This window comes from Streptomyces sp. Je 1-369 (genome assembly GCF_026810505.1).
In the GTDB taxonomy this organism is placed as follows: domain Bacteria; phylum Actinomycetota; class Actinomycetes; order Streptomycetales; family Streptomycetaceae; genus Streptomyces.
The window spans coordinates 1,723,772-1,743,846 of record NZ_CP101750.1 but is presented as its reverse complement, the minus strand read 5'-3'; the positions used below and the strand labels follow the sequence as shown (position 1 = coordinate 1,743,846).

The window sequence follows — 20,075 nt, the reverse complement described above, 5'->3', positions numbered from 1 at the left end:
TGTAGAGGACGCCCTGCGCAGCCCGCGGGCTCATTCGTTCACCGCACCCCCGTTAGACTCGGTCGTTGGCACTTTGTGTCCCCACACCTGGGACAGCTTGTCTCCGAGTCGTTGACGGGGACCCATCCGCCAGCCAACCGGAAGCACGGGAAGAGATGTCGGCACCGAACAAGTCGTACGACCCTGTTGAGGTCGAGGCACTGAAACCTGAAGAGATCGAGCGGATGCGGGACGAGGCGCTCGCCGCCCTCGCCGCCGCGGACTCCCTCGACGCGCTCCAGGAGGCCAAGGTCGCGCACACCGGCGGCACGTCGCCGCTGGCGCTCGCCAACCGCGAGATCGGCGCGCTGCCCCCGCAGGCCAAGGCCGAGGCGGGCAAGCGCGTCGGCATGGCGCGCGGCGCCGTGAGCAAGGCCCTGGCCGCCCGCCAGGCCGAGCTCGAGGCCGAGCGCGACGCCCGCGTCCTGGTCGAGGAGGCGGTGGACGTCACGCTGCCGTACGACAGGACGCCCGCCGGCGCCCGGCACCCGCTGACCACGATGATGGAGCGCGTCGCCGACGTCTTCGTCTCGATGGGCTACGAGGTCGCCGAGGGCCCCGAGGTCGAGGCGGAGTGGTTCAACTTCGACGCCCTGAACTTCACGCCCGACCACCCGGCCCGGCAGATGCAGGACACCTTCTTCGTCCAGGGTCCGAACGGGACCGAGGGCGACGAATCGGGTGTCGTGCTGCGTACGCACACCTCGCCCGTACAGGCCCGCGCGCTCCTCGAGCGCCGCGAGCCGCCGGTCTACATCGTCTGCCCCGGCCGCGTGTACCGCACGGACGAGCTCGACGCCACGCACACCCCGGTCTTCCACCAGATCGAGCTGCTCGCCGTCGACGAGGGCCTCACCATGGCCGACCTCAAGGGCACCCTCGACCACATGGTCCAGGCGCTCTTCGGCCCGGACATGAAGACCCGGCTGCGGCCGAACTACTTCCCGTTCACCGAGCCGTCCGCCGAGATGGACATGGTCTGCTACGTGTGCCGCGGCGAGTCCGTCGGCAACCCCGACCGCGCCTGCCGCACCTGCGGCAGCGAGGGCTGGATCGAGCTCGGCGGCTGCGGCATGGTCAACCCCAAGGTGCTCACCGCCTGTGGCGTCGACCCCAAGAAGTACAGCGGATTCGCCTTCGGGTTCGGCATCGAGCGGATGCTGATGTTCCGCCACAACGTCGAAGACATGCGAGACATGGTCGAGGGTGACATCCGGTTCACCCGGCCGTTCGGGATGGAGATCTGATGCGGGTCCCGCTTTCCTGGCTGCGGGAGTACGTCGACCTCCCCGCCACCGAGACCGGCCGTGACGTGCAGGCCAAGCTGATCGAGGTCGGCCTCGAGGTCGAGACCGTCGAGCAGCTCGGCGCGGGCCTCAAGGGCCCGCTCGTCGTGGGCAAGGTCCTCACCATCGAGGAGCTGGAGGGCTTCAAGAAGCCCATCCGCTTCTGCACCGTCGACGTCGGTACCGCCAACGGCACCGGCGAGCCGCAGGAGATCGTCTGCGGCGCCCGTAACTTCGCCGTCGGCGACAAGGTCGTCGTGGTCCTGCCCGGCGCCGTCCTGCCCGGCGACTTCGCCATCGCCGCCCGCAAGACGTACGGCAAGACGTCGCACGGCATGATCTGCTCCGGCGACGAGCTGGGCATGGGCGACGACGGCAGCGGCGGCATCATCGTCCTGCCGCCCGAGCACGAGGCGGGCACCGACGCCATCGAGCTCCTCGAGCTCGTCGACGAGGTCCTGGACATCGCCGTCACGCCCGACCGCGGCTATGCCCTGTCGATGCGCGGCGTCGCCCGCGAGACCGCCATCGCGTACGGCCTGCCGCTGCGTGACCCGGCGCTCCTCGACGTGCCCGCGCCGAACTCCTTCGGCTACCCGGTCAAGATCGCCGACCCGCTCGGCTGCGACCGCTTCACCGCGCGCACCGTCACGGGCCTGCAGCCCGAGGCGCGCTCCCCGATCTGGCTGCGGCGCCGTCTGCAGAAGGTCGGCATGCGCCCGATCTCGCTCGCCGTCGACATCACCAACTACGTGATGATGGAGCTCGGCCAGCCCCTGCACGCGTACGACCGTTCCCGCGTCCAGGGCACGATCGGCGTGCGCCGGGCCGAGCAGGGCGAGAAGTTCACCACCCTCGACGGCACCAAGCGCGTCCTGGACGCCGGTGACCTGGTCATCACCGACGACCGCGGCCCGATCGGCCTCGCGGGCGTCATGGGCGGCGCGAACACCGAGATCGCGGACTCGGAGACCGACCCCGAGACCGGGCAGGTCCGCGGCACCACCGAGGTGGTCGTCGAGGCCGCGCACTTCGACGCGATCTCCATCGCCCGCACCGCGCGCCGCCACAAGCTGGCCTCCGAGGCGTCCAAGCGCTTCGAGCGCGGCGTCGACCCGCAGGCCGCGGCCGCCGCCGCACAGCGCACCGTCGACCTGCTCGTGCTCCTCGCGGGCGGCAGCGCGGAGGCCGGTGTCACCGAGGTCATCGCGCCGACCGCGCCGCGCACGATCACGATGCCCGCCGACCACCCGGACAGCGTCGCCGGTGTGGCCTACGGCCGCGAGACCGTCGTACGCCGCCTTCAGCAGGTCGGCTGCGACGTCTACGGCCAGGACGACCTGACGGTCACCGTCCCGTCGTGGCGCCCCGACCTCGCCGAGCCGAACGACCTCGCCGAAGAGGTCATCCGCCTCGAGGGGTACGAGAACCTGCCCTCGACCCTGCCGAAGCCCCCCGCGGGCCGCGGCCTGAGCGAGCGGCAGCGGCTGCACCGCCGCGTCGGCCGCGCGCTGGCCGGTGCGGGCTACGTGGAGTCGCTGAGCTACCCCTTCCTCGGCGAGGGCGTCTTCGACCAGCTGGGCCTGGACGCGGACGACCCGAACCGCCGCGTGGTCAAGCTCGTCAACCCGCTCTCCGACGAGGAGCCCGCGCTCCGCACGACGCTGCTGCCGGGCCTGCTCTCCGCGCTGCGCCGCAACGACGGCCGCGGCTCGCACGACCTGGCGCTCTTCGAGACGGGTCTGGTCTTCCACCCGCAGGACGAGCTGAAGGTCGCCGGGCGTCTGCCCGTCGACCGGCGTCCCACCGACGAGGAGATCGCGTCCCTCACCGCGGCGCTGCCCGTCCAGCCCCGGCACGCCGCCGTCGTCCTCGCGGGCGCCCGCGAGCAGGCCGGCTGGTGGGGCAAGGGCCGCCCGGCCGACTGGGCCGACGCCGTCGAGGCGGCGCGGACCATCGCCCGCGAGGCCGGTGTCGAGCTCATCGTCGACCAGGGGCAGTACGGCCCGTGGCACCCGGGCCGCTGCGCCGAGCTGAAGGCCGTCGTCGCCGGGGACATCGTCTCCGTCGGCCACGCCGGTGAGCTGCACCCGCGCGTCATCAAGGCGTTCGGTGTGCCCGCGCGCGCCTGCGCGATGGAGCTCGACCTCGACCGCCTGGAGCAGGCCCGCGAAGGGGTGCTGCGGGCGCCGCGGATCTCCACGTTCCCCGTGGCCACGCAGGACGTCGCGCTGGTCGTCGACAAGGAGGTGCCGGCCGCCGTGGTCGAGTACTACCTCCGGGGCGGCGCGGGTGAACTCCTGGAGTCCATCCGGCTGTTCGACGTCTTCGAGGGCGAGCAGATCGGCGAGGGCAAGAAGTCCCTGGCGTACGCGCTGCGCTTCCGCGCGGCCGACCGCACGCTGACCGTCGACGAGGCCTCCGCGGCCCGTGACGCCGCTGTCGCTCTCGCGGCCGAGCGGACGGGTGCGGTGCTGCGCGGAGCGTAGTGACTGCCCGTAGGCGATAACAGGCGCACAAGGGGCGCAAAGAGGGGCTCATCCGGACCAACGGATGAGTCCCTCACTCGTTTGAGTGACTTCAATCGGCACTCTGGCCCGATCGGCCCATGTGGTCGACACAATCAGTCCGGCCATACGGGTGGGCCTGTGCGCTGAACCCAGGAGGGGGGCCACCGCCATGATCCGTCTCGGGAGGTCGCTGGTCCTGCCCGCGGTGTGGGGTGCCTTCGCCGTCACGTACAAACTGGCCTGCCCGCTCGCCCAGGCGGAGAGCCTGGGGGCGCGGATCGTCAGCAGCGCCGTCTTCCTCACCGTCGGGGCCGGGCTGATACTGCACGTCCGGTGGGCGCTGCTGCGGGAGTTGCGGCAGCTGCGCGAGGTCGCGGGCGCCACGCAGAACGTACTCCTGCGGCCCCTGCCGCCCCGCGTCGAAGGCCTCGCGCTCGCCGCCGGGCGGCTCTCCGCGTCACGCGGCGCCTCCGTCGGGGGCGATCTCTACGAGGTGGCGGCCACCGACCACGGAGTGCGTGTCGTGATGGGTGACGTCCGGGGGCACGGTCTCGCCGCCATCTCGACCGTCGCCGCCGTGCTCGGCAGCTTCCGCGAGGCCGCCCACGACGAGCCCGAACTGCCCCGTGTGCTGCGCCGCCTGGACCGGGCGCTGGACCGGCACCTGCGCGAACGCGCGCGGGCCGAGCACCCGGCGTACGGCGGCGCTCCGCCGGAGACCCCGGTGGCCGAGGAGTTCGTCACCGTCCTGCTCCTGGAGATCGACGGGGACGGCGGGATCTCCGCCCTCAACTGCGGCCACCCCTGGCCCCATCTGCTGAGCGGCACCGCGCGGCCCCTGACGGACAGCGATCCGCTGCCGCCGCTCGGGGCCTTCCCGCTCCCCGCCGACCTGCCGGTGCTCGACTGCGGACGGCTGCTGCCCGGCGAGGCGCTCGTCCTGCACACGGACGGCATGGAGGACGCGCGTGACGCCACGGGGACGTTCTTCCCGCTGCGGGCCGTGCTGGCCGACGCGGCCCGCGTCCCACCGGTCTCCCCGCAGGGCGTCATCCGCACGGTCTACGCCCAGCTCCTGCGCCACACCGGCAGGTTGCCGTCCGACGACGCGACGCTGCTCGTCCTGCGCAACGACCGCACGAGAGTCCCTCCGCAGCAGCGGGAGACGGCCTGCGCCGCCCGCCCCGCCATGGAGTTGTCGGGCAGACGGCGGGACGAACGGCGCCGATGAGGGCCGCCGCACTGTAAGAGGGGGGAGCCCGGCGGCCCGGCCGGCCTCCTTAACTGATGAGGCATCTCAGTCAAGCGATCCCACACCCCATGCGGCAGAGCGCACACCCCCCGGATTCGGGCACTCCGTTCACACCCCGTGTGAAGGGGCCTCCATTAATCTGAACAGCACTGAGCCTCCGGAGGGCATCCATGCAGCCCAACACCCTGCTCGACGCGATCCTCGACGAAGCCGGCATCTCCCACGCGGGACTCGCCGCACACGTGAACCAGGCCGGAAGGGCCAGAGGACTCGCGCTCCGCTACGAACACACGGCCGTCTCACGCTGGTTGAAGGGCCAGCGGCCGCGCGGCCAGGTGCCGGACCTGATCTGCGAAGTCCTCGCCGCCCGCCTGCACCGCCCCGTCACCCTGGACGACATCGGACTCGGGCTGCCCGGCGTCCCCGCCGCCCGGTCCGGGACGGCCGCGTCCACCCTCTCCGGCTTCGTGGAACGGGCCACCGCGCTGTGGCGTTCGGACGAACAGCAGCGCCCGCACCTGCTCGGGGCGCCCGCCGTCACCGGCACGCCCGCCGTGATGCCGGTCTGGGAGTGGGAGAACCCGCCCGAGGACGTCGACGTGTCACGCGGTGGACGGCACCCGGTGAGCACGGCCGACATCGAGATGATGCGCGCCGCCCGCGCCCACTACGAGCAGATGTACCGCAAGACCGGCGGCATCGCGACCCGCTCCCGCATCGTCGGCTTCCTCAACGCCGAGGCAGCGCCCCTGCTGCGCGGCAGCTACACCGACGAGATGGGCCGCCAACTGCACCGCTCCACGGGCGGGTTGGTCGCCATCGCCGGAATCTGCGCCTACGACTCCGACGCGCACGGCCTCGCCCAGCGCTACTTCCACCAGGCGCTGCGCCTCTCCAAGGCGAGCGGCGACACCGGACTCGGCGCGTATGTGATCGCGCTCCTCGTCAACCAGTCGCTGTTCATGCGCGAGTACCGCCAGGCGGTGGCGTTCGCGGAGGCCGCGCTGCGCGCCGCGGGGCGCGACCTCACCCCGGCCCTCGCCTCCGACCTGTACGCGATGCAGGCCAAGGCGTACGCGCACCTGGGCGACGGCAGGAGCGCGCTGTCCTGCATCCGGCGTGCCGAGGCGGCGGCCGATCGGATCCTGCGTGGTCGCGAGCCGGACGAGACGGGCTATGTCCAGCCCGGCCTGGTCAACGTGCAAGTGGCGGAGGCGCTGCTCAGCCTGGGTGATCTCGCCAGCGCCCGGGAGCACGCCGCGGCGGCCGTGGACACTCCGGCGCACGACCGCGGGCGGGTGCACCGCCTGGCCATGCTCAGCCAGATCGAACTGCGCCAGGGCAACACCGACGAGGCGGTGGTCACGGCCGTGGAAATGGCTGAACAGGCCCGGGGAATGGAGTCCCAGCGGCTGCGTGACCGGCTGCGCGCGGTACGCGAGCACCTGGTCCGCAGCGACTGCGCCGGGACGGCCGAGGCTGCCGAACTCATCGCGGGCGCGCTGCGCGTACCCCTGTGACGCGCACCGGGCGCCGCCGGTCCGACATCGTGCGCACACGCCGTTCAGGGGTGCACACACGCTGCTCATGAGTTTTGTCTGCTGCGATATTGCCATCTACCGATCGGAAGGTGGCAGAACCGTGCAGTGGACGAAACAGAGCGAACAAACTGTGTATGAAAACCGGTGGTTCACCGTCAATCTCGCAGATGTCGAGCTGCCCGACGGCCGGCATCTCGACCACTTCCTCATACGGCTGCGGCCCGTCGCCGTGGCCACCGTCGTCAACGACGCCAACGAAGTGCTCCTGCTGTGGCGGCACCGCTTCATCACCGACAGCTGGGGCTGGGAACTCGCGGCAGGCGTCGTCGAGGACGGCGAGGACATCGCGTACGCCGCGGCACGCGAAATGGAGGAGGAGACCGGGTGGCGACCGGGCCCGCTGCGGCACCTCATGAGCGTCGAGCCGTCCAACGGGCTCACTGACGCGAGGCACCACATCTACTGGTCCGACGAAGGGACGTACATCGGTCATCCCGAGGACGACTTCGAGTCGGACCGCCGGGAGTGGGTCCCGCTCAAACTGGTTCCCGACATGGTGTCCCGTGGGGAGGTCCCGGCCGCCAACATGGCCGCGGCGCTCCTCCTCCTGCACCATCTGCGCCTCGGCCAGGACGCGCGCTAGCTAATGGCCGAGTGCCTGCCAGACCGACACCGCGATTGCCGCGACCGCCGCGAGAGCGACGATCGTGGGCAGCGGCCAGCGTGTGTTCTCCAGCGCGGCGACCCGGGCCTCCATGGTCTCCACGTTCTTGGCGGTCTGTTCGTCGTGCTGACTGAGTAACGCGAGCCGTCCGTCGACGCGGGCCAGGCCCACCTCCAGGCTTCGGCGTAACTCAGCGAGTTCTTCCGGGACCACGGCACTCTCGCCGTCGATGGTCACGAGTCCACTCCTCTCTGTAGTGGCGCGTCCCCCCTTCATCCGCACAGGCAGTCAACCCGCCTGGTGGGCAGGACGGGAGAGTGCGCGAGGGGCATATGCGGGCCCGCCGCGCACACCCTGTGTGAACGCCGCGGGCCCGGCACTCGAACGGAGTGCCGGGCCCGATGGGTACAGAGAGTGTTCGTACGGGGAGTGATCCCCGCCTACGCCGCATGGCGTACGGGGCGTCAGGCGTACGTGTAGAAACCCGAGCCGGACTTCCGGCCGAGGCGGCCCGCGTCCACCATCCGCTGCAGCAGCGGGGGAGCGGCGTACAGCGGCTCCTTGTACTCGGTGTACATCGAGTCGGCGACCGAGGCGACCGTGTCCAGGCCGATCAGGTCGGAGAGCTTGAGCGGGCCCATCGGGTGGGCGCAGCCCATCTCCATGCCGTTGTCGATGTCCTCGCGGCTCGCGATGCCCGACTCGAACATCCGGATGGCGGAGAGCAGGTACGGGATGAGCAGGGCGTTCACCACGAAGCCCGAGCGGTCCTGGGCGCGGATCGCGTGCTTGCCGAGGATCTTCTCGACCACGGCCTGCGCCCGGCTGATGGTGCCCTCGGACGTGGTGAGCGCGGGGATGAGCTCGACGAGCTGCTGCACCGGCGCCGGGTTGAAGAAGTGGATGCCGATGACCTGGTCGGGACGCGAGGTCGCGACGGCCAGCTTCACCAGCGGAATGGAGGAGGTGTTGGAGGCGAGGATCGCGTCCTGCCGGGTCACCACCTGGTCGAGCACCTGGAAGATCTCGGTCTTGACCTGCTCGTTCTCGACGACGGCCTCGATGACCAGGTCACGGTCGGAGAACTCGCCGAGGTCGGTGGTGAAGCTCAGGCGGGCCAGGGTCGCGTCGCGCTCCTCCTCGGAGATCTTGCCGCGCTCGGCCGCCTTGGAGAGGGAGTTGTACAGCCGCGTACGGCCGATCTCCAGGGCTTCGCCGGTGGTCTCCGCGACCTTCACGTCCAGTCCGGAGCGGGCGCAGACCTCTGCGATTCCGGCGCCCATCTGGCCACAGCCCACCACTCCGACGCGTGCGATATCGGTCATGGAGTCGGTCACCTCGTGCCTTTCGCTGATCAACGGGACCGGCAGGACCCCCCCGTATATGGATTCGGTGTGCCTGCCTCGGCCGTGAACGTTACTCCGCAATGAGGGCGCCATGACGGGCCGGGTCGGGCATGCTGTGCCCCACCGGCAAGGGATGTCGGTGCACAGCGAGCTCAGGGGGCATGCAGATGAGGCGTATGTCACGTCGGGGTTTCTCCGTGGTGGCCGTCGCGACGGTGGCCGGACTTGCGACGGCGGGGGACGCGGTCGCCGCGTCCGGCCGGCGCCCGAAGGACGGCCGCGAACTGCGCGGCATGTGGCTGGCGAGCGTCGTCAACCGTGACTGGCCGTCCAAGCCGGGCCTCCCGGCGGCGCAGCAGCGCAGCGAGTTGCTGGCCTATCTGGACTCGGCCGTGAACCGCAGACTCAATGCGGTGGTCTTCCAGGTGCGTCCCACCGCGGACGCCCTGTGGCCGTCGCCCTACGAGCCGTGGTCGGAGTACCTGACCGGCGTCCAGGGCAAGGACCCGGGCTGGGACCCGCTGGGCACCGCCGTGCACGAGGCGCACCGCAGGGGCCTGGAGCTGCACGCGTGGTTCAACCCGTTCCGGATCGCCAACCACACCGACCCGTCCCGTCTGGTGGCCACGCACCCCGCGCGGGTGCACCCCGACTGGGTCGTGCCGTACGGCGGGAAGCTGTACTACAACCCGGGGCTGCCCGCGGTGCGGCGCTTCGTGCAGGACGCGATGCTCGACGCCGTGCGCCGCTATCCGATCGACGCGGTGCACTGGGACGACTACTTCTACCCGTATCCCGTCGCGGGCCAGGTCTTCGACGACGACGACGCCTTCGAGCGGTACGGCGGCGGCTTCCCCGACCGGGCGTCGTGGCGACGGGACAACATCGACCGGCTCGTGCGCGAGATGGCCCGGCGGGTGAAGAAGGCGCGGGCGCGGACACAGTTCGGGATCAGCCCCTTCGCGGTCTGGCGCAACATCGCCACCGACCCGACGGGCTCGGACACCCGGGCGGGCGTGCAGACCTACGACGATCTGTACGCGGACACCCGCGGCTGGGTGAAGAAGGGCTGGATCGACTACATCGTCCCGCAGGTGTACTGGAACATCGGCTTCCCCGCCGCGGACTACGCGAAGCTCATCCCGTGGTGGAACGACGTCGTGCGCGGCACGGGCGTGCACCTCTACATCGGCGAGGCCCTGTACAAGGCGGGCGACCCGGCGCAGCCCGCCGCCTGGCAGGACCCCGCGGAGCTGTCCCGGCACCTCACGTACGCCGAGGGCTTCCACGGGGTGCGCGGGCACGTCTACTTCTCGGCGAAGGAGGTCGGCGTCGACAAGATCGGCGCGATGGCGCGGGTGGTCGCCGACCACTACCAGAAGCCGGCGAAGCCGCCGCGCTGATCCTCGTACGTCAGGGAGCCGGGTCCTGATGCCGTACGACGGTGTCGGGGCCCGGCGACATCACGGTCTCGTGGCCGTCCTCGAAGCGGACGCGGTACGGCGGACCGCCGTTCGCCCCCAGCACCTCGACGACCTGCGCGACCCGGTCGTGCTGCCCGACGATCCTGCCGTGCACCACCAGCTCGTCGCCTACGGTTGCACGCATCTGAAGTGCCCCCTCATCCCGCTCTGCGGTCGCGATCCGTGGCGGCAAGTGTACGACGAGTGGCGGGAGTTGGGACCTGTCGGGCGCTACGCCCGTCAGCCGCGGGAGCGTTGGGTGACCGCGATGCAGACGAGGACCGCGGCCGCCGTGAGGGGTGCGGCGACAGTGAGGTGCTCGCCGAGCAGGAACACCGACCACACCAGCGTGAGGAGCGGCTGGGCGAGCTGGAGCTGGCTGGCCTTGGGGACGCCGATGGCCGCCATGCCCCGGTACCAGACGACCAGGCCGAGGAACTGCGAGCCGAGCGCCGCGTACAGCAGCCCCGCCGTGCTGTGCCCGGTCAGCTGGAAGGACTCGTGGGGCAGGGCCAGGGCCGCGCCCAGGAGGTTGAGCGGCAGGCAGAGGATCAGCGCCCAGCCGATGACCTGCCAGCCGGGCATCTCGCGGGCCAGGCGGCCGCCCTCGGTGTAGCCGGCCGCACAGATCAGCAGCGCGCCGAAGAGGTACAGGTCGGCGGTGGTGAGGGCACCGCCGCTCTGTTGCACGGTGAACGCGATGACGGCCGCGGCCCCGGCGAGCGCCGCCGCCCAGAAGGCGCGCGACGGGCGCGCGCCGTTGCGCAGCACCGAGAAGACGGCGGTCGTGAGGGGGAGCAGGCCGACGACCACGGCCGCGTGCGCGGTCGTGGAGGTCTGCAGGGCGAGCGTGGTGAGCAGCGGGAAGCCGACGACGACCCCGGCGCCGACCACCGCGAGGCCCGCCCAGTGGCGGCGGTCGGGGACCGCGACGCGCAGCGCGAGCAGACAGCCGCCCGCGACGAGCGCGCTGAGCGCCCCGCGCAGGGTCACGAAGCTCCACGGGCCGATGCCTTCGAGGCCCCAGGCGGTGGAGGGGAACGTGAGGGAGAAAGCGATGACGCCGAGGGCGGCCATCAGGGTGCCGGTGCGGTGCGTCCCCGCCGGAGCGGGTGCCGGTTCTCGGGGCTCTCGGCCGGGGGCGGGAACCGCTATCCGGGACGGTCGAGTAGCGCTATCCTGTGCTGTCATGCATGACAGTAGCAGTGTGGGCGATCTGGCGAAACGGCTGCGGAACGAGCTGGACCGCTACTCACCGGGTGGAAAGCTGCCGTCGAGCCGGGCGATCGTGGAACGGTTCAGAGTGAGCCCCGTGACCGTGTCGAGGGCCCTCGCGCAGCTCGCCGCCGAAGGGCTCGTCGTCACCCGCCCCGGTGCGGGCGTCTTCCGCGCCGAGCCGACGGCGCCCGCCGCCCCTGCCGGGGACACCTCGTGGCAGGAGGTGACGCTGAGCGCCGACGCCGCCACGGAGCTCGTGCCGCGCTCGGTCGACGCGACCGGGGTCCTCGCCACGCTCGCCGCCCCGCCGCCGGGCGTCATCGAGTTCAACGGCGGCTACCTCGACCCCGCGCTACAGCCCGGGCAGGCGATGGCAGCGGCCCTCGCCCGCGCGGGACGGCGGCCGGGCGCGTGGGGGAGGCCGCCCGTCGACGGACTGCCCGAGCTGCGCGAATGGTTCGCGCGAGGGATCGGCGGGGCCGTCACGGCCGCCGAGGTACTGATCACGGCAGGTGGCCAGAGCGCCCTGACGACGGCACTGCGAGCGCTCGCCCCGCCCGGGGCGCCGGTCCTCGTCGAGTCCCCCACGTATCCCGGCATGCTCGCCATCGCACGGGCGGCGGGGCTGCGTCCTGTCCCCGTGCCCGTCGACACGGACGGGGTGCGGCCCCAACTTCTGGAGGCAGCGTTCCGGGCGACCGGCGCCCGGGTCTTCGTCTGCCAGCCGCTGTTCCAGAACCCGACCGGCGCCGTGCTCTCCGCCGAGCGCCGCCCCGAGGTCCTGCGGATCGCCCGCGAGGCGGGCGCGTTCGTCATCGAGGACGACTTCGTGCGCCGCCTCGTCCACGAGGACGCGGGCCCGCTGCCGCGCCCGCTCTCGTCCGACGACCCCGACGGCGTCGTCGTCCACGTCTGTTCGCTCACCAAGGCCACCTCGCCGAGCTTCCGCGTCAGCGCGCTCGCGGCCCGCGGCCCGGTCCTCGAAAGGCTCCGCGCCATCCAGGTCGTCGACCACTTCTTCGTGCCGCGGCCCCTTCAGGAAGCGGCGCTCGAACTGGTGGGCTCACCGGCCTGGCCACGCCATCTGCGGGCGGTCGCGGGCGAGTTGAAGGGGCGCAGGGACGCCATGTCGGCGGCGCTGCGGCTACGGCTGCCCGAACTCACGGTGGAGCACATCCCGGCGGGCGGCTACCACCTGTGGGTACGGCTGCCCGACGGCGCCGACGAGGCCGCGTTCGCCTCCGCGGCACTGCGCGCGGGCGTGGCCGTGGCGCCGGGCCGCCCGTACTTCGCGGCCGAACCCCCGGCAGCACACGTCCGGCTGAGCTTCGCGGCGGTGCCGGGGGTGGGGGAGATCACGGAGGGAGTACGACGGCTGCGCGCGGCCTGCGACGAGGTGCTGAACCTCCGCTGACCGCCCGCCTTCACGTTCTTACGCCTTCAAGCCGTCACGCCGTCACACCTCTTCACCGGATTCCCTCGATGAGCTTCTCCAGGGCCTCGTCGCCGGTGTCGGCGAGCAGGGTGACGCTGTCCATCCCGGCGTAGACCTTGCCGTCCGGCGCGATCCCCAGGTAGGTGTTGCGACGATCGGCCTCGCCGACGGGATACAGGTACGCACCGGCTTCCTCGCTGAGCACGTCGAAGATCTCGTCGTCCCATTCCGCCGCGAGGGGGTCGAGCCGAAAGCCCATGCGGGCCATCGTCCGCCCAGGGCCCCGCTCCTCGCTCGCCAGACCGCCGAACTCGGCGAGGAAGAGCCGTGCCGCCTCATGCATCTCGAAGCCGCCGTGCTCGTGCAGGACGCGCTCCCACTCGGCCGTCGGCACGGACCGCCCGGGATGCCACCCGGCCGCCCGCAACACACGGTCGGACTCCTCCGACCAACGCCCGCAGGGTTCTGTACTCATCTAGGTCACCGCCGTGATTCCGAATTGGTCGAGCACATGCTGACATGACGAACAAGGCGCCTTGGGCACGCCGTGTTTGGGATTACCCGCCGCGCGTACGTCCACCGCGGCGCTCACCCCACCCCTCGGGTCGTGCCCGGCGTGCATGGCGTTCGACAGGGCCTCCGCCTCGCCGCACCGGCCGTGCTGGTTCCCCGTCGGGCGCAGCTCCATCGGCACCCTGTCGTAGGCGGCCCGCACGTCCGGGTGCAGGTTGTGGTCGCCGCCGCCCTTGATGCTGGCGCCGCTGAAGGTCCCCTGGTGCCCCGGCACGGTGAGCCCCGCCGTGCTCGTCGGCCTCGTCTGCTTGCTGGCGCCGGGCCTGGCCTGTTCGAGGTCGGCCCGGTCGCGGGCGGCCTGGAGGGCACGCTCGCAGTCCGGCGCGAGACCCAGCGGGTCCACCCCGGTGAAGGGGTTCGACGCGTACGCGCGCGGGTTCGGGCCAGGGGCGAGATCGAGCGGGTCCAGGGATACGTACCGGCCCGTCTCCGGATCGTAGTGACGCTGGTAGTTGTAGTGCAGCGCCGACTCGGGGTCGTGGTACTGGCCGGGAAGCCGGAGGGGGCAGCGGGCGCGGTCATCGGAAGCCTCCTCGTCCAGCGGGGCGCCCCAGACGGTGGTCCGCGCGCGCCACGCGAGACCGCCGTCCTCGTCGAACAGTTCCGCGGGCGCGCCGACCACGTCCGTGACGATCGAGTAGAACTGCTCGTCGACCCACTCCTGCTCCGCGTCGCGGCCGTCCCGTGGCGCGGCGACACGCTCGGTCTGCGTGACCGGGCTGAAGCGGTCCCTCTCCCAGTCCCACGTCGTGCACCGGAGCGGTTCGTCGCCGGACCGCTCGATCTGCTCCGCGAGCACGAAGCCGTCCCAGGCGAACCGCACCTCCGCCACGACTGTCTCGCCGTCGGCCGCGAGCCGCCGCTTCGCGGTACGGCGGCCGAACGGGTCGTACCGGTACGCCCATTTCTCCCCGTCCGGCGTGACCACGCCGACGAGGCGGTCCTGGCTGTCCCACGTGTAGTGCCAGACGTCGGCCTTGCGCGAGAGACGCTTCTTGCGCCGCCGCACCACACGGCCCTGGGCGTCGAAGTCGTACCGCACGCCTCCGGGCCGTCCGCCCGGGTCGCCGAGAGAGCTCCGGGACGGCGTGGACGACGCGGGGGCCTCGGCCGCCGGCCACTCGGCCGACACGACGTTCCCCGCCGCGTCGTACGCATACCGTTCCGACCAGGTGTCCGCCCGCACGCCGGTGACCCGGCCGGTGCCGTCGACGTCGACGGTCCGGTCCCCGTTGACCAGGTCGTGGATCGCCCGGACCGTACCGTCCGGCCGGTAGCGGTACGTCCGCTCCTGCACCCTGTGCCGTGCGGGCGCCGTCGGCGCGATGCCGGCGGTCACCGTCTGGGAGCTCAGCCTGCCGTTCGAGTCCCAGCTCTGGCTGAGCACCGTCGCCCCGGCCCGGCGCTCGGTCTCGCGGCCCGCCTCGTCGTAGCCGAAGGTGACCGCCCGGCCCGCCGTCCGCAGCAGGACGGGCCGGTCGCGGCCGTCGTACTCCCAGTGGCTCTCCGCGTTCGACGGCGTCACCCGGCGCGTGCGCCTGCCCAGCTCGTCGTAGGCCGAGCGCACGGTCGCGCCGTCGCACGTCTCGGCGAGGACCCGGCCGAGGGCGTCGCGTTCGTACGAGACCTCCGTGCCGTTGCCGCGCACGACTCTGAGGTTGCCCACCGCGTCGTACTCGTAGCTGGTGATGCCCTCGGGGGTCCGCTGTTCCAGGACCTTGCCGAGCAGGTCGCGCACGTACTCGGTGGTTTCGCCCGCACCGTTCGTCTGCTCGACGAGTTGTCCGACGGCGTCGTGGCGGTAGCTCCGCGTGCGCCCCTCGAAGTCCTGCTCGTGGGTGAGCCGGCCGGCGGCGTCGTAGAAGTAGCTCCAGGTGGCGCCGAGTTGATTCGTCACCGAGGTGACGCGCAGTTCGCCGTCGTAGGCGAAGCGCAGGCAGGATCCGTCCGGGTCGATCCGCTTCTCCAGCAGATCGAACGCGCCGTACTCGAAGCGCGTCACGCGGCCGACGGTGTCCACGTGCTCGACGAGGTTGCCCTCGCCGTCATGGCTCCAGTGTTCCGTGCTTCCGTCGGGCAGGGTGCGCCGGACCGGCCTGCCCTCCGGTGTCCACGCGAAGGTGGTGCGGGAGCCGTCCGGACCCGTCTGCGCGACGAGCCGCCCGAAAGCGTCCCGCTGGTACCGCGTCGTCGCGCCCTCGGCGTCGGTCGTCGCGACGGGCAGACCGGCGGCGTCGGTCTCCAACAGGGTGGCGCGGCCCGAGGCATCGGTGATCGTGGAGATGCCGCCGGTCTCGCCGTACCCGTAGGAGACGCGAGCGCCGGTCGGGTCGGTCTCCGCCGTGAGACGGCCCGCGGAGTCGTACTCCGTGCGCCACACGGCGCCGTCGGGCTCGGTGAGCGTCACGGGCCTGCCGTGCTCGTCGAGCTCCGCGACGCTCCGCAGCCCGTCGGGGCGCACGACGTGCGTCGGAACGCCGTTCCCGTCGTAGCGGTAACGGGTCGTCCGGCCGAGCGCGTCCGTGCGGGAGAGCAACCGGTCGTACCGGTCCCATTCCGAGTGCGTGGTGTGCCCGAGCGGGTCCGTCACGGACACGAGCTGACGCAGCTCGTTGTGCCGGTAGACGGTCGTGCGGCCGAGCGAGTCCGTGTAGCGGGTCTCGCGGTGGTCGGTGTCGTACGCGACGGTGCAGGAGAGGCGGCCCTCGCTGCCCTCGCCCCTGATGCAGCGGTCCTGGTCGTCGTATGTGAAGCGGTACCGGCCGCCGTTGCGGTCCGTCCAGGACGTGATGCGGTCGCGGGCGTCGTAGGTGAGCTTCAGGGGCGCGCCGCCGGAGTCGCGGACCTCGGTGAGGTTGCGCCGGCTGTCGTCGCTGTAGCCGTAGGACAGCAGGGTGGCGCCCTCGGGGCCCACCGACTCGTCGGCCAGGCGAAGGCGGACGACGCGGTCCCCGTCCGTGTCGACGTGGAGGTGCCGCCCGGCGGAATCCCGTACGGCCGTCGGGGTCCCGTGCTCGTCGCGGTCGAAGTCGACGCGCTTGCCGGTGAGGTCCGATATCGCCGCCAAGGGCATGACGAAGGCGGTGTCGTCCGGGCCGGGCGCGCCCAGCGGGGCGAAGTGCCGGACCGTGCCCGTCCGCGGATCCGAGATGCGGATGGGGGCGCCGGGGGAGCCGTCCCAGTCCAGGGGCCATCGCGGCCCTTCCAGGGGCATGACCGAGGCACCGGGGAGAGGCACCGGGTAGAGGAGGATCATGCCGTCCTCTGCGGCGAACACGACGCCCTCGTCGTCCAGTTCGAGCCTCTCGTCGAGGGTCGAGGACCAGGACGGACCGAACCACCGGCCCCACCCGTACGTCGACAGATGGGTGCGCCGAAGGACCAGGGGCAGCAGCCCCGGGAGCTCGACGTCGGTCGCCTCCATGAGCATCTCGCCGGAGACCATGTCGATCGGGTCGCCGTTCTTGCACCGGGAGGCGGCCTTCTTGCCCGCGCCCGCCGCGTCATCGGCGCCCTTGCGCAGGCCGCCCTTGCCCAGGCCCTTGGCCATCGCCTTGAGGCCGCTCTTGACGCCCTTGGCGAGTTTGGCGGCGGTGGTGATGCCTTTGCCGCCCGGTACGCAGTCCATGGCGGCGAAGGCCACGTCCATGAGGGTGGCTTGGCCTTTCGCATATTTGCTCAAGGTGTCGGCCAGGACGATGGCGCCCGCGACGATGACGATGGCGGCGAGGATGGGTCCGCCGATGATCATCGCGATGATGCCGACGACGGCGACGACGACCTTGCAGACCTCGACGATGGTGTCCCAGTTGTCGGAGACCCAGTCGCCGACCTCCTCCCACCACTTGCGGTTCTGGATGCCCGCGTCGGACGCTTCGTCGATCTTCTTCTTCGCGGTGCCCGCGGCCTCCTCGCGCATCTTGCGCGCGTCGGCGGCCATCTTCTTCGCCGCTTCCAGGGCGCTCTGGGCGGAGTCGACGTCACCTTGGGCGGACTTCTGGGCCTTCTCGGCGGAGTGGGCGTTGCGGGTGGCGGCCTTGACCTTGTCCTCGTCCGGTTTGGGCACGTCCTTGCCGCCGCCGGGCTTGTCCTTGTACTTGTCGGCTTCCTTGCCGGCCTTGTCCACCCAGGAATCGGCGGAGGTGAGACGGGTCTTGGCGCTGCTGAGGTCGGCCTGAGCCTCGCGGCCCTTGACCAGTGCCTTGTCGGCCAGGGACTGGGCGCGCTCCAGCTCGGGCCAGTACGCGGACAGCGCGTCGCCCGCCATCTCGTAGCTCTTCTTGAGCTTCTTGAGCTTGTCGGGGGCGTCCTCGAACTTCTCGGTGAACGCGTCGGCGGTCTTGCCCACCCACTTCAGGATGGCCTCGTCGCCCGCCATCCCCTTGATGTCGCGGAGAACCTTGCCGACGTCGTCGGCGAAATCGTGCAGGTTCTTGGCCAGCGACCGCACCCGGTGCGGATCACCCGGCGTCGGATCCTTCTCCAGATCAAGGACATGCCAATCCGACGGTCGGTGGCCCCCCATGTGCTTCCCCCGATACTTGCTTCACTGTTCGTGTGCGGAAGCGAATGTACTAGGTCGCGCTCGTCAAGTCCCCTTCAGTGGCCGTCCCACCAGGTGAAATAGGGTCGACTGTGCCGAGTGGCGCTGCGAGGCTCGCCCTCATGACCGAAAGCACCGCGCTCCCCGACGGCTACGAGATATCCACCGACGCCGCCCGCATCGACGTCGCCCGTGTGCACCACTGGCTCTCCACCGACGCGTACTGGGCCCTCGGACGCCCTCGCGAGAAGCACGACGCGGCGATGGCCGGTTCGCTCAACTTCGGTGTGTACGACGAGACATCGGGCGAGCAGGTCGCGTACGCGCGCGTGGTGACCGACCGTGCCACGTTCGCCTATCTCTGCGACGTGTACGTCTCCCCGGACGTACGCGGCAAGGGCCTCGGCGTCGCGCTCGTCACCGCGGTCTGCGCGCACCTGGAGCCGTTCGGGCTGCGCAGGACACTGCTCGCCACGGGTGACGCGCACGGGGTCTACGAGAAGGTCGGCTTCACGGCGCTTCCGGCGCCCGAGGAGTGGATGATGCGCGTCGGTACTCCGTGACGAGGAGCAGGTCCTTGGCGGGGCCGCCGACCCGCCACCGGCTGCGCCAGCGGTCCGCGCCCACCACCTCGAATTCCCCGCGGTAGAGGTCGTCCACGCAGGGGTGGTCCGTCGTCCAGCGGCCCGTGCGCAGGTCGAGGTCGTGGAAGAAGCGGCCGTCGGCGAACTCCACGCGCGCGGTGCCCGGCTCGCCGCCGGGCAGGAAGCGGAGCGTGCGCTCGGCGGGGCGCGGCACGCCGTGCCAGGTGAACGTGCCGGACTCGTGGTGCAGGAGCCCGCCGGTGTCGGGGGCGGGCAGCGGTGCGAAGAGCGTCGTACCGGTGAAGCGGCCCTCGGAGCCGTCCGTGAGGTCGCGGACGGTGCGTTCGACGTCCCACGCGCCCGCGAGGTGGGCGAGGGTGTCGGGGACGGCGTGGCACGTGAGGTCCGACGGCGGGGGCACGGTCATGCGTGCAGGCTACTTGTCTTCTTGTGCACCTGTTCGGGGCGGCTTGCCTGCTTGTCCACTGTCTACTTGTCGACGACGGCCAGGCTGCGCTCGTCGTACCGCGTGCCCGCCACGCGGCCCGCGGGCGCCGCCGCGTCGATCGCCGTTAGCTCGTCGGCGGACAGTTCGACGGCGACCGCCCCGAGGTTCTCCACCAGGTACTTCTCGCGGCGCGTGCCGGGGATGGGCACGACGTCCGCGCCGCGGTGCTGCACCCAGGCGAGCGCGAGCTGCCCCGCGGTGACGCCCTTCTCGGCGGCCAGCGCGTCCAGGGTCTCCACGATGGACAGGTTCTGCTCCAGGTTGCCCGCGGCGAAGCGGGGCTGGGCGCGGCGCATGTCGTCCTGCGCGAACCCGTCGACCGACGTGTAGCGGCCGGTGAGGAAGCCCCGGCCGAGCGGCGAGAACGGCACGAGGCCGATGCCCAGCTCGCGGCAGACCGGTGCGATCTCCGCCTCCAGGTCCCTGGTCCACAGCGACCACTCGCTCTGCAGCGCCGCGATGGGATGCACGGCGTGCGCCCGCCGCAGGGTCCGCGCGCCGGCCTCGGAGAGCCCGAGGTGGCGCACCTTGCCCGCCGCGACGAGCTCGGCCATCGCGCCGACGGTCTCCTCGATCGGTACGGTCGTGTCCACCCGGTGCTGGTAGTACAGGTCGATGTGGTCGACGCCGAGGCGGCGCAGGGACGCGTCGCAGGCCTGTCGTACGTACGCCGCGTCGCCGCGGATGAGCGTGGGCTCGCCGAGCCGGTTGGCGAAGCCGAACTTCGTCGCCACGACGGCCTGTTCGCGTCGCGGGCCCGCGAGGGCGCGCCCGATGAGCTCCTCGTTGTGGCCGTTGCCGTAGAAGTCGGAGGTGTCGAGCAGGGTGACGCCGAGGTCGAGGGCGCGGTGGATCGTCGCGATGGACTGGGCGTCGTCCGAGGCGCCGTAGCCGTGGCTCATCCCCATGCACCCGAGGCCCTGCGCCGAGACGGTCAGCGCGCCGAGGCGGCGCGTGGGAAGGGCCGCGGGGGTGGTGGGGGTGGTGGCGGGAAGGCCGGTCATGGTGGTACCTCCTGGGGTGTGCCCGGTGATCGCTGACGACAGTAGGAGTTGGAGCGGACTCCAGGTCAAGGGGAGGGTGTAAGGGGAGCCGGGCCCTGGGGTTTTCCCC

16 protein-coding genes are annotated in these 20,075 nt (G+C 71.6%); 8 read left to right on the top strand and 8 right to left on the bottom strand.

Going from position 1 to position 20,075, the window contains the following annotated elements; all coding sequences use genetic code 11:
• Positions 1 to 155 precede the first annotated feature (155 nt).
• The 5 genes from pheS (at position 156) to NOO62_RS07930 (ending at position 7,271) form a co-directional block, all read left to right on the top strand.
• Complete coding sequence (gene pheS / locus NOO62_RS07950; RefSeq protein ID WP_268770195.1) at positions 156 to 1,286, top strand: phenylalanine--tRNA ligase subunit alpha; 1,131 nt, start codon at positions 156 to 158, stop codon at positions 1,284 to 1,286.
• Positions 1,286 to 3,814: a phenylalanine--tRNA ligase subunit beta gene (gene pheT, locus NOO62_RS07945; protein ID WP_268770194.1), complete on the top strand. Its 2,529-nt coding sequence runs from the start codon at positions 1,286 to 1,288 to the stop codon at positions 3,812 to 3,814. Before pheS ends, pheT begins: the two co-directional genes overlap by 1 nt.
• Positions 3,815 to 4,004: 190 nt before the next feature.
• A complete protein-coding gene (locus NOO62_RS07940) occupies positions 4,005 to 5,066 on the top strand; it encodes a PP2C family protein-serine/threonine phosphatase (RefSeq protein WP_268770193.1) in 1,062 nt (353 codons plus the stop codon).
• 191 nt (positions 5,067 to 5,257) lie between these two features.
• Positions 5,258 to 6,607, top strand: coding sequence for a transcriptional regulator (locus tag NOO62_RS07935; protein ID WP_150219668.1), 1,350 nt, complete (start codon positions 5,258 to 5,260; stop codon positions 6,605 to 6,607).
• Positions 6,608 to 6,728: 121 nt separating this feature from the next.
• Entirely contained in the window at positions 6,729 to 7,271 is a 543-nt protein-coding gene (locus tag NOO62_RS07930; protein WP_268770192.1) for an NUDIX hydrolase, read from the top strand.
• Here the strand turns inward: NOO62_RS07930 and NOO62_RS07925 are convergent, their stop codons facing one another.
• The gene (locus NOO62_RS07925) at positions 7,272 to 7,529 is read right to left on the bottom strand and encodes a hypothetical protein (RefSeq protein WP_150165797.1); all 258 of its coding nucleotides are present in this window, start codon (positions 7,527 to 7,529) and stop codon (positions 7,272 to 7,274) included.
• A gap of 227 nt (positions 7,530 to 7,756) precedes the next feature.
• Positions 7,757 to 8,617: a 3-hydroxybutyryl-CoA dehydrogenase gene (locus NOO62_RS07920; RefSeq protein ID WP_268770191.1), complete on the bottom strand. Its 861-nt coding sequence runs from the start codon at positions 8,615 to 8,617 to the stop codon at positions 7,757 to 7,759.
• Positions 8,618 to 8,805: 188 nt separating this feature from the next.
• Here NOO62_RS07920 and NOO62_RS07915 point away from each other — a divergent pair, with 188 nt between their 5' ends.
• Positions 8,806 to 10,041, top strand: a complete 1,236-nt coding sequence (locus NOO62_RS07915) for a glycoside hydrolase family 10 protein (protein ID WP_268770190.1) — start codon at positions 8,806 to 8,808, stop codon at positions 10,039 to 10,041.
• 10 nt (positions 10,042 to 10,051) lie between these two features.
• On the opposite strand, the gene NOO62_RS07910 is transcribed toward NOO62_RS07915, so the two are convergent.
• Both NOO62_RS07910 and NOO62_RS07905 read right to left on the bottom strand, forming a co-directional pair.
• Positions 10,052 to 10,246 carry a DUF1918 domain-containing protein gene (locus tag NOO62_RS07910; RefSeq protein ID WP_268770189.1) on the bottom strand — a complete coding sequence of 65 codons (195 nt, stop codon included), beginning with the start codon at positions 10,244 to 10,246 and terminating at the stop codon, positions 10,052 to 10,054.
• A 95-nt stretch (positions 10,247 to 10,341) separates the two neighbouring features.
• Positions 10,342 to 11,292, bottom strand: coding sequence for a DMT family transporter (locus tag NOO62_RS07905; RefSeq protein WP_268770188.1), 951 nt, complete (start codon positions 11,290 to 11,292; stop codon positions 10,342 to 10,344).
• On the opposite strand from NOO62_RS07905, the gene NOO62_RS07900 reads away from it, so the two are divergent.
• Entirely contained in the window at positions 11,291 to 12,733 is a 1,443-nt protein-coding gene (locus NOO62_RS07900; RefSeq protein WP_268770187.1) for a PLP-dependent aminotransferase family protein, read from the top strand. The genes NOO62_RS07905 and NOO62_RS07900 overlap by 2 nt on opposite strands.
• Positions 12,734 to 12,785: 52 nt before the next feature.
• On the opposite strand, the gene NOO62_RS07895 is transcribed toward NOO62_RS07900, so the two are convergent.
• The gene (locus tag NOO62_RS07895) at positions 12,786 to 13,229 is read right to left on the bottom strand and encodes an SUKH-3 domain-containing protein (RefSeq protein WP_268770186.1); all 444 of its coding nucleotides are present in this window, start codon (positions 13,227 to 13,229) and stop codon (positions 12,786 to 12,788) included.
• Complete coding sequence (locus NOO62_RS07890) at positions 13,230 to 17,852, bottom strand: DUF6531 domain-containing protein (protein ID WP_268770185.1); 4,623 nt, start codon at positions 17,850 to 17,852, stop codon at positions 13,230 to 13,232.
• Positions 17,853 to 17,992: 140 nt separating this feature from the next.
• On the opposite strand from NOO62_RS07890, the gene NOO62_RS07885 reads away from it, so the two are divergent.
• A complete protein-coding gene (locus NOO62_RS07885) occupies positions 17,993 to 18,433 on the top strand; it encodes a GNAT family N-acetyltransferase (protein ID WP_268770184.1) in 441 nt (146 codons plus the stop codon).
• On the opposite strand, the gene NOO62_RS07880 is transcribed toward NOO62_RS07885, so the two are convergent.
• Both NOO62_RS07880 and NOO62_RS07875 read right to left on the bottom strand, forming a co-directional pair.
• Positions 18,381 to 18,881, bottom strand: a complete 501-nt coding sequence (locus tag NOO62_RS07880; protein WP_268770183.1) for a DUF6314 family protein — start codon at positions 18,879 to 18,881, stop codon at positions 18,381 to 18,383. The genes NOO62_RS07885 and NOO62_RS07880 overlap by 53 nt on opposite strands.
• A gap of 62 nt (positions 18,882 to 18,943) precedes the next feature.
• Positions 18,944 to 19,966, bottom strand: a complete 1,023-nt coding sequence (locus tag NOO62_RS07875) for an aldo/keto reductase (RefSeq protein ID WP_268770181.1) — start codon at positions 19,964 to 19,966, stop codon at positions 18,944 to 18,946.
• Positions 19,967 to 20,075 lie beyond the last annotated feature (109 nt).

Coding starts and splice junctions, on each gene's coding strand:
- NOO62_RS07875 (WP_268770181.1), bottom strand. CDS start 19,966: ATGACCGGCCTTCCCGCCACCACCCCCACCACCCCCGCGGCCCTTCCC.
- NOO62_RS07905 (WP_268770188.1), bottom strand. CDS start 11,292: ATGACAGCACAGGATAGCGCTACTCGACCGTCCCGGATAGCGGTTCCC.
- NOO62_RS07890 (WP_268770185.1), bottom strand. CDS start 17,852: ATGGGGGGCCACCGACCGTCGGATTGGCATGTCCTTGATCTGGAGAAG.
- NOO62_RS07910 (WP_268770189.1), bottom strand. CDS start 10,246: ATGCGTGCAACCGTAGGCGACGAGCTGGTGGTGCACGGCAGGATCGTC.
- NOO62_RS07940 (WP_268770193.1), top strand. CDS start 4,005: ATGATCCGTCTCGGGAGGTCGCTGGTCCTGCCCGCGGTGTGGGGTGCC.
- NOO62_RS07880 (WP_268770183.1), bottom strand. CDS start 18,881: ATGACCGTGCCCCCGCCGTCGGACCTCACGTGCCACGCCGTCCCCGAC.
- NOO62_RS07920 (WP_268770191.1), bottom strand. CDS start 8,617: ATGACCGATATCGCACGCGTCGGAGTGGTGGGCTGTGGCCAGATGGGC.
- pheT (WP_268770194.1), top strand. CDS start 1,286: ATGCGGGTCCCGCTTTCCTGGCTGCGGGAGTACGTCGACCTCCCCGCC.
- NOO62_RS07935 (WP_150219668.1), top strand. CDS start 5,258: ATGCAGCCCAACACCCTGCTCGACGCGATCCTCGACGAAGCCGGCATC.
- pheS (WP_268770195.1), top strand. CDS start 156: ATGTCGGCACCGAACAAGTCGTACGACCCTGTTGAGGTCGAGGCACTG.
- NOO62_RS07885 (WP_268770184.1), top strand. CDS start 17,993: ATGACCGAAAGCACCGCGCTCCCCGACGGCTACGAGATATCCACCGAC.
- NOO62_RS07895 (WP_268770186.1), bottom strand. CDS start 13,229: ATGAGTACAGAACCCTGCGGGCGTTGGTCGGAGGAGTCCGACCGTGTG.
- NOO62_RS07900 (WP_268770187.1), top strand. CDS start 11,291: ATGCATGACAGTAGCAGTGTGGGCGATCTGGCGAAACGGCTGCGGAAC.
- NOO62_RS07915 (WP_268770190.1), top strand. CDS start 8,806: ATGAGGCGTATGTCACGTCGGGGTTTCTCCGTGGTGGCCGTCGCGACG.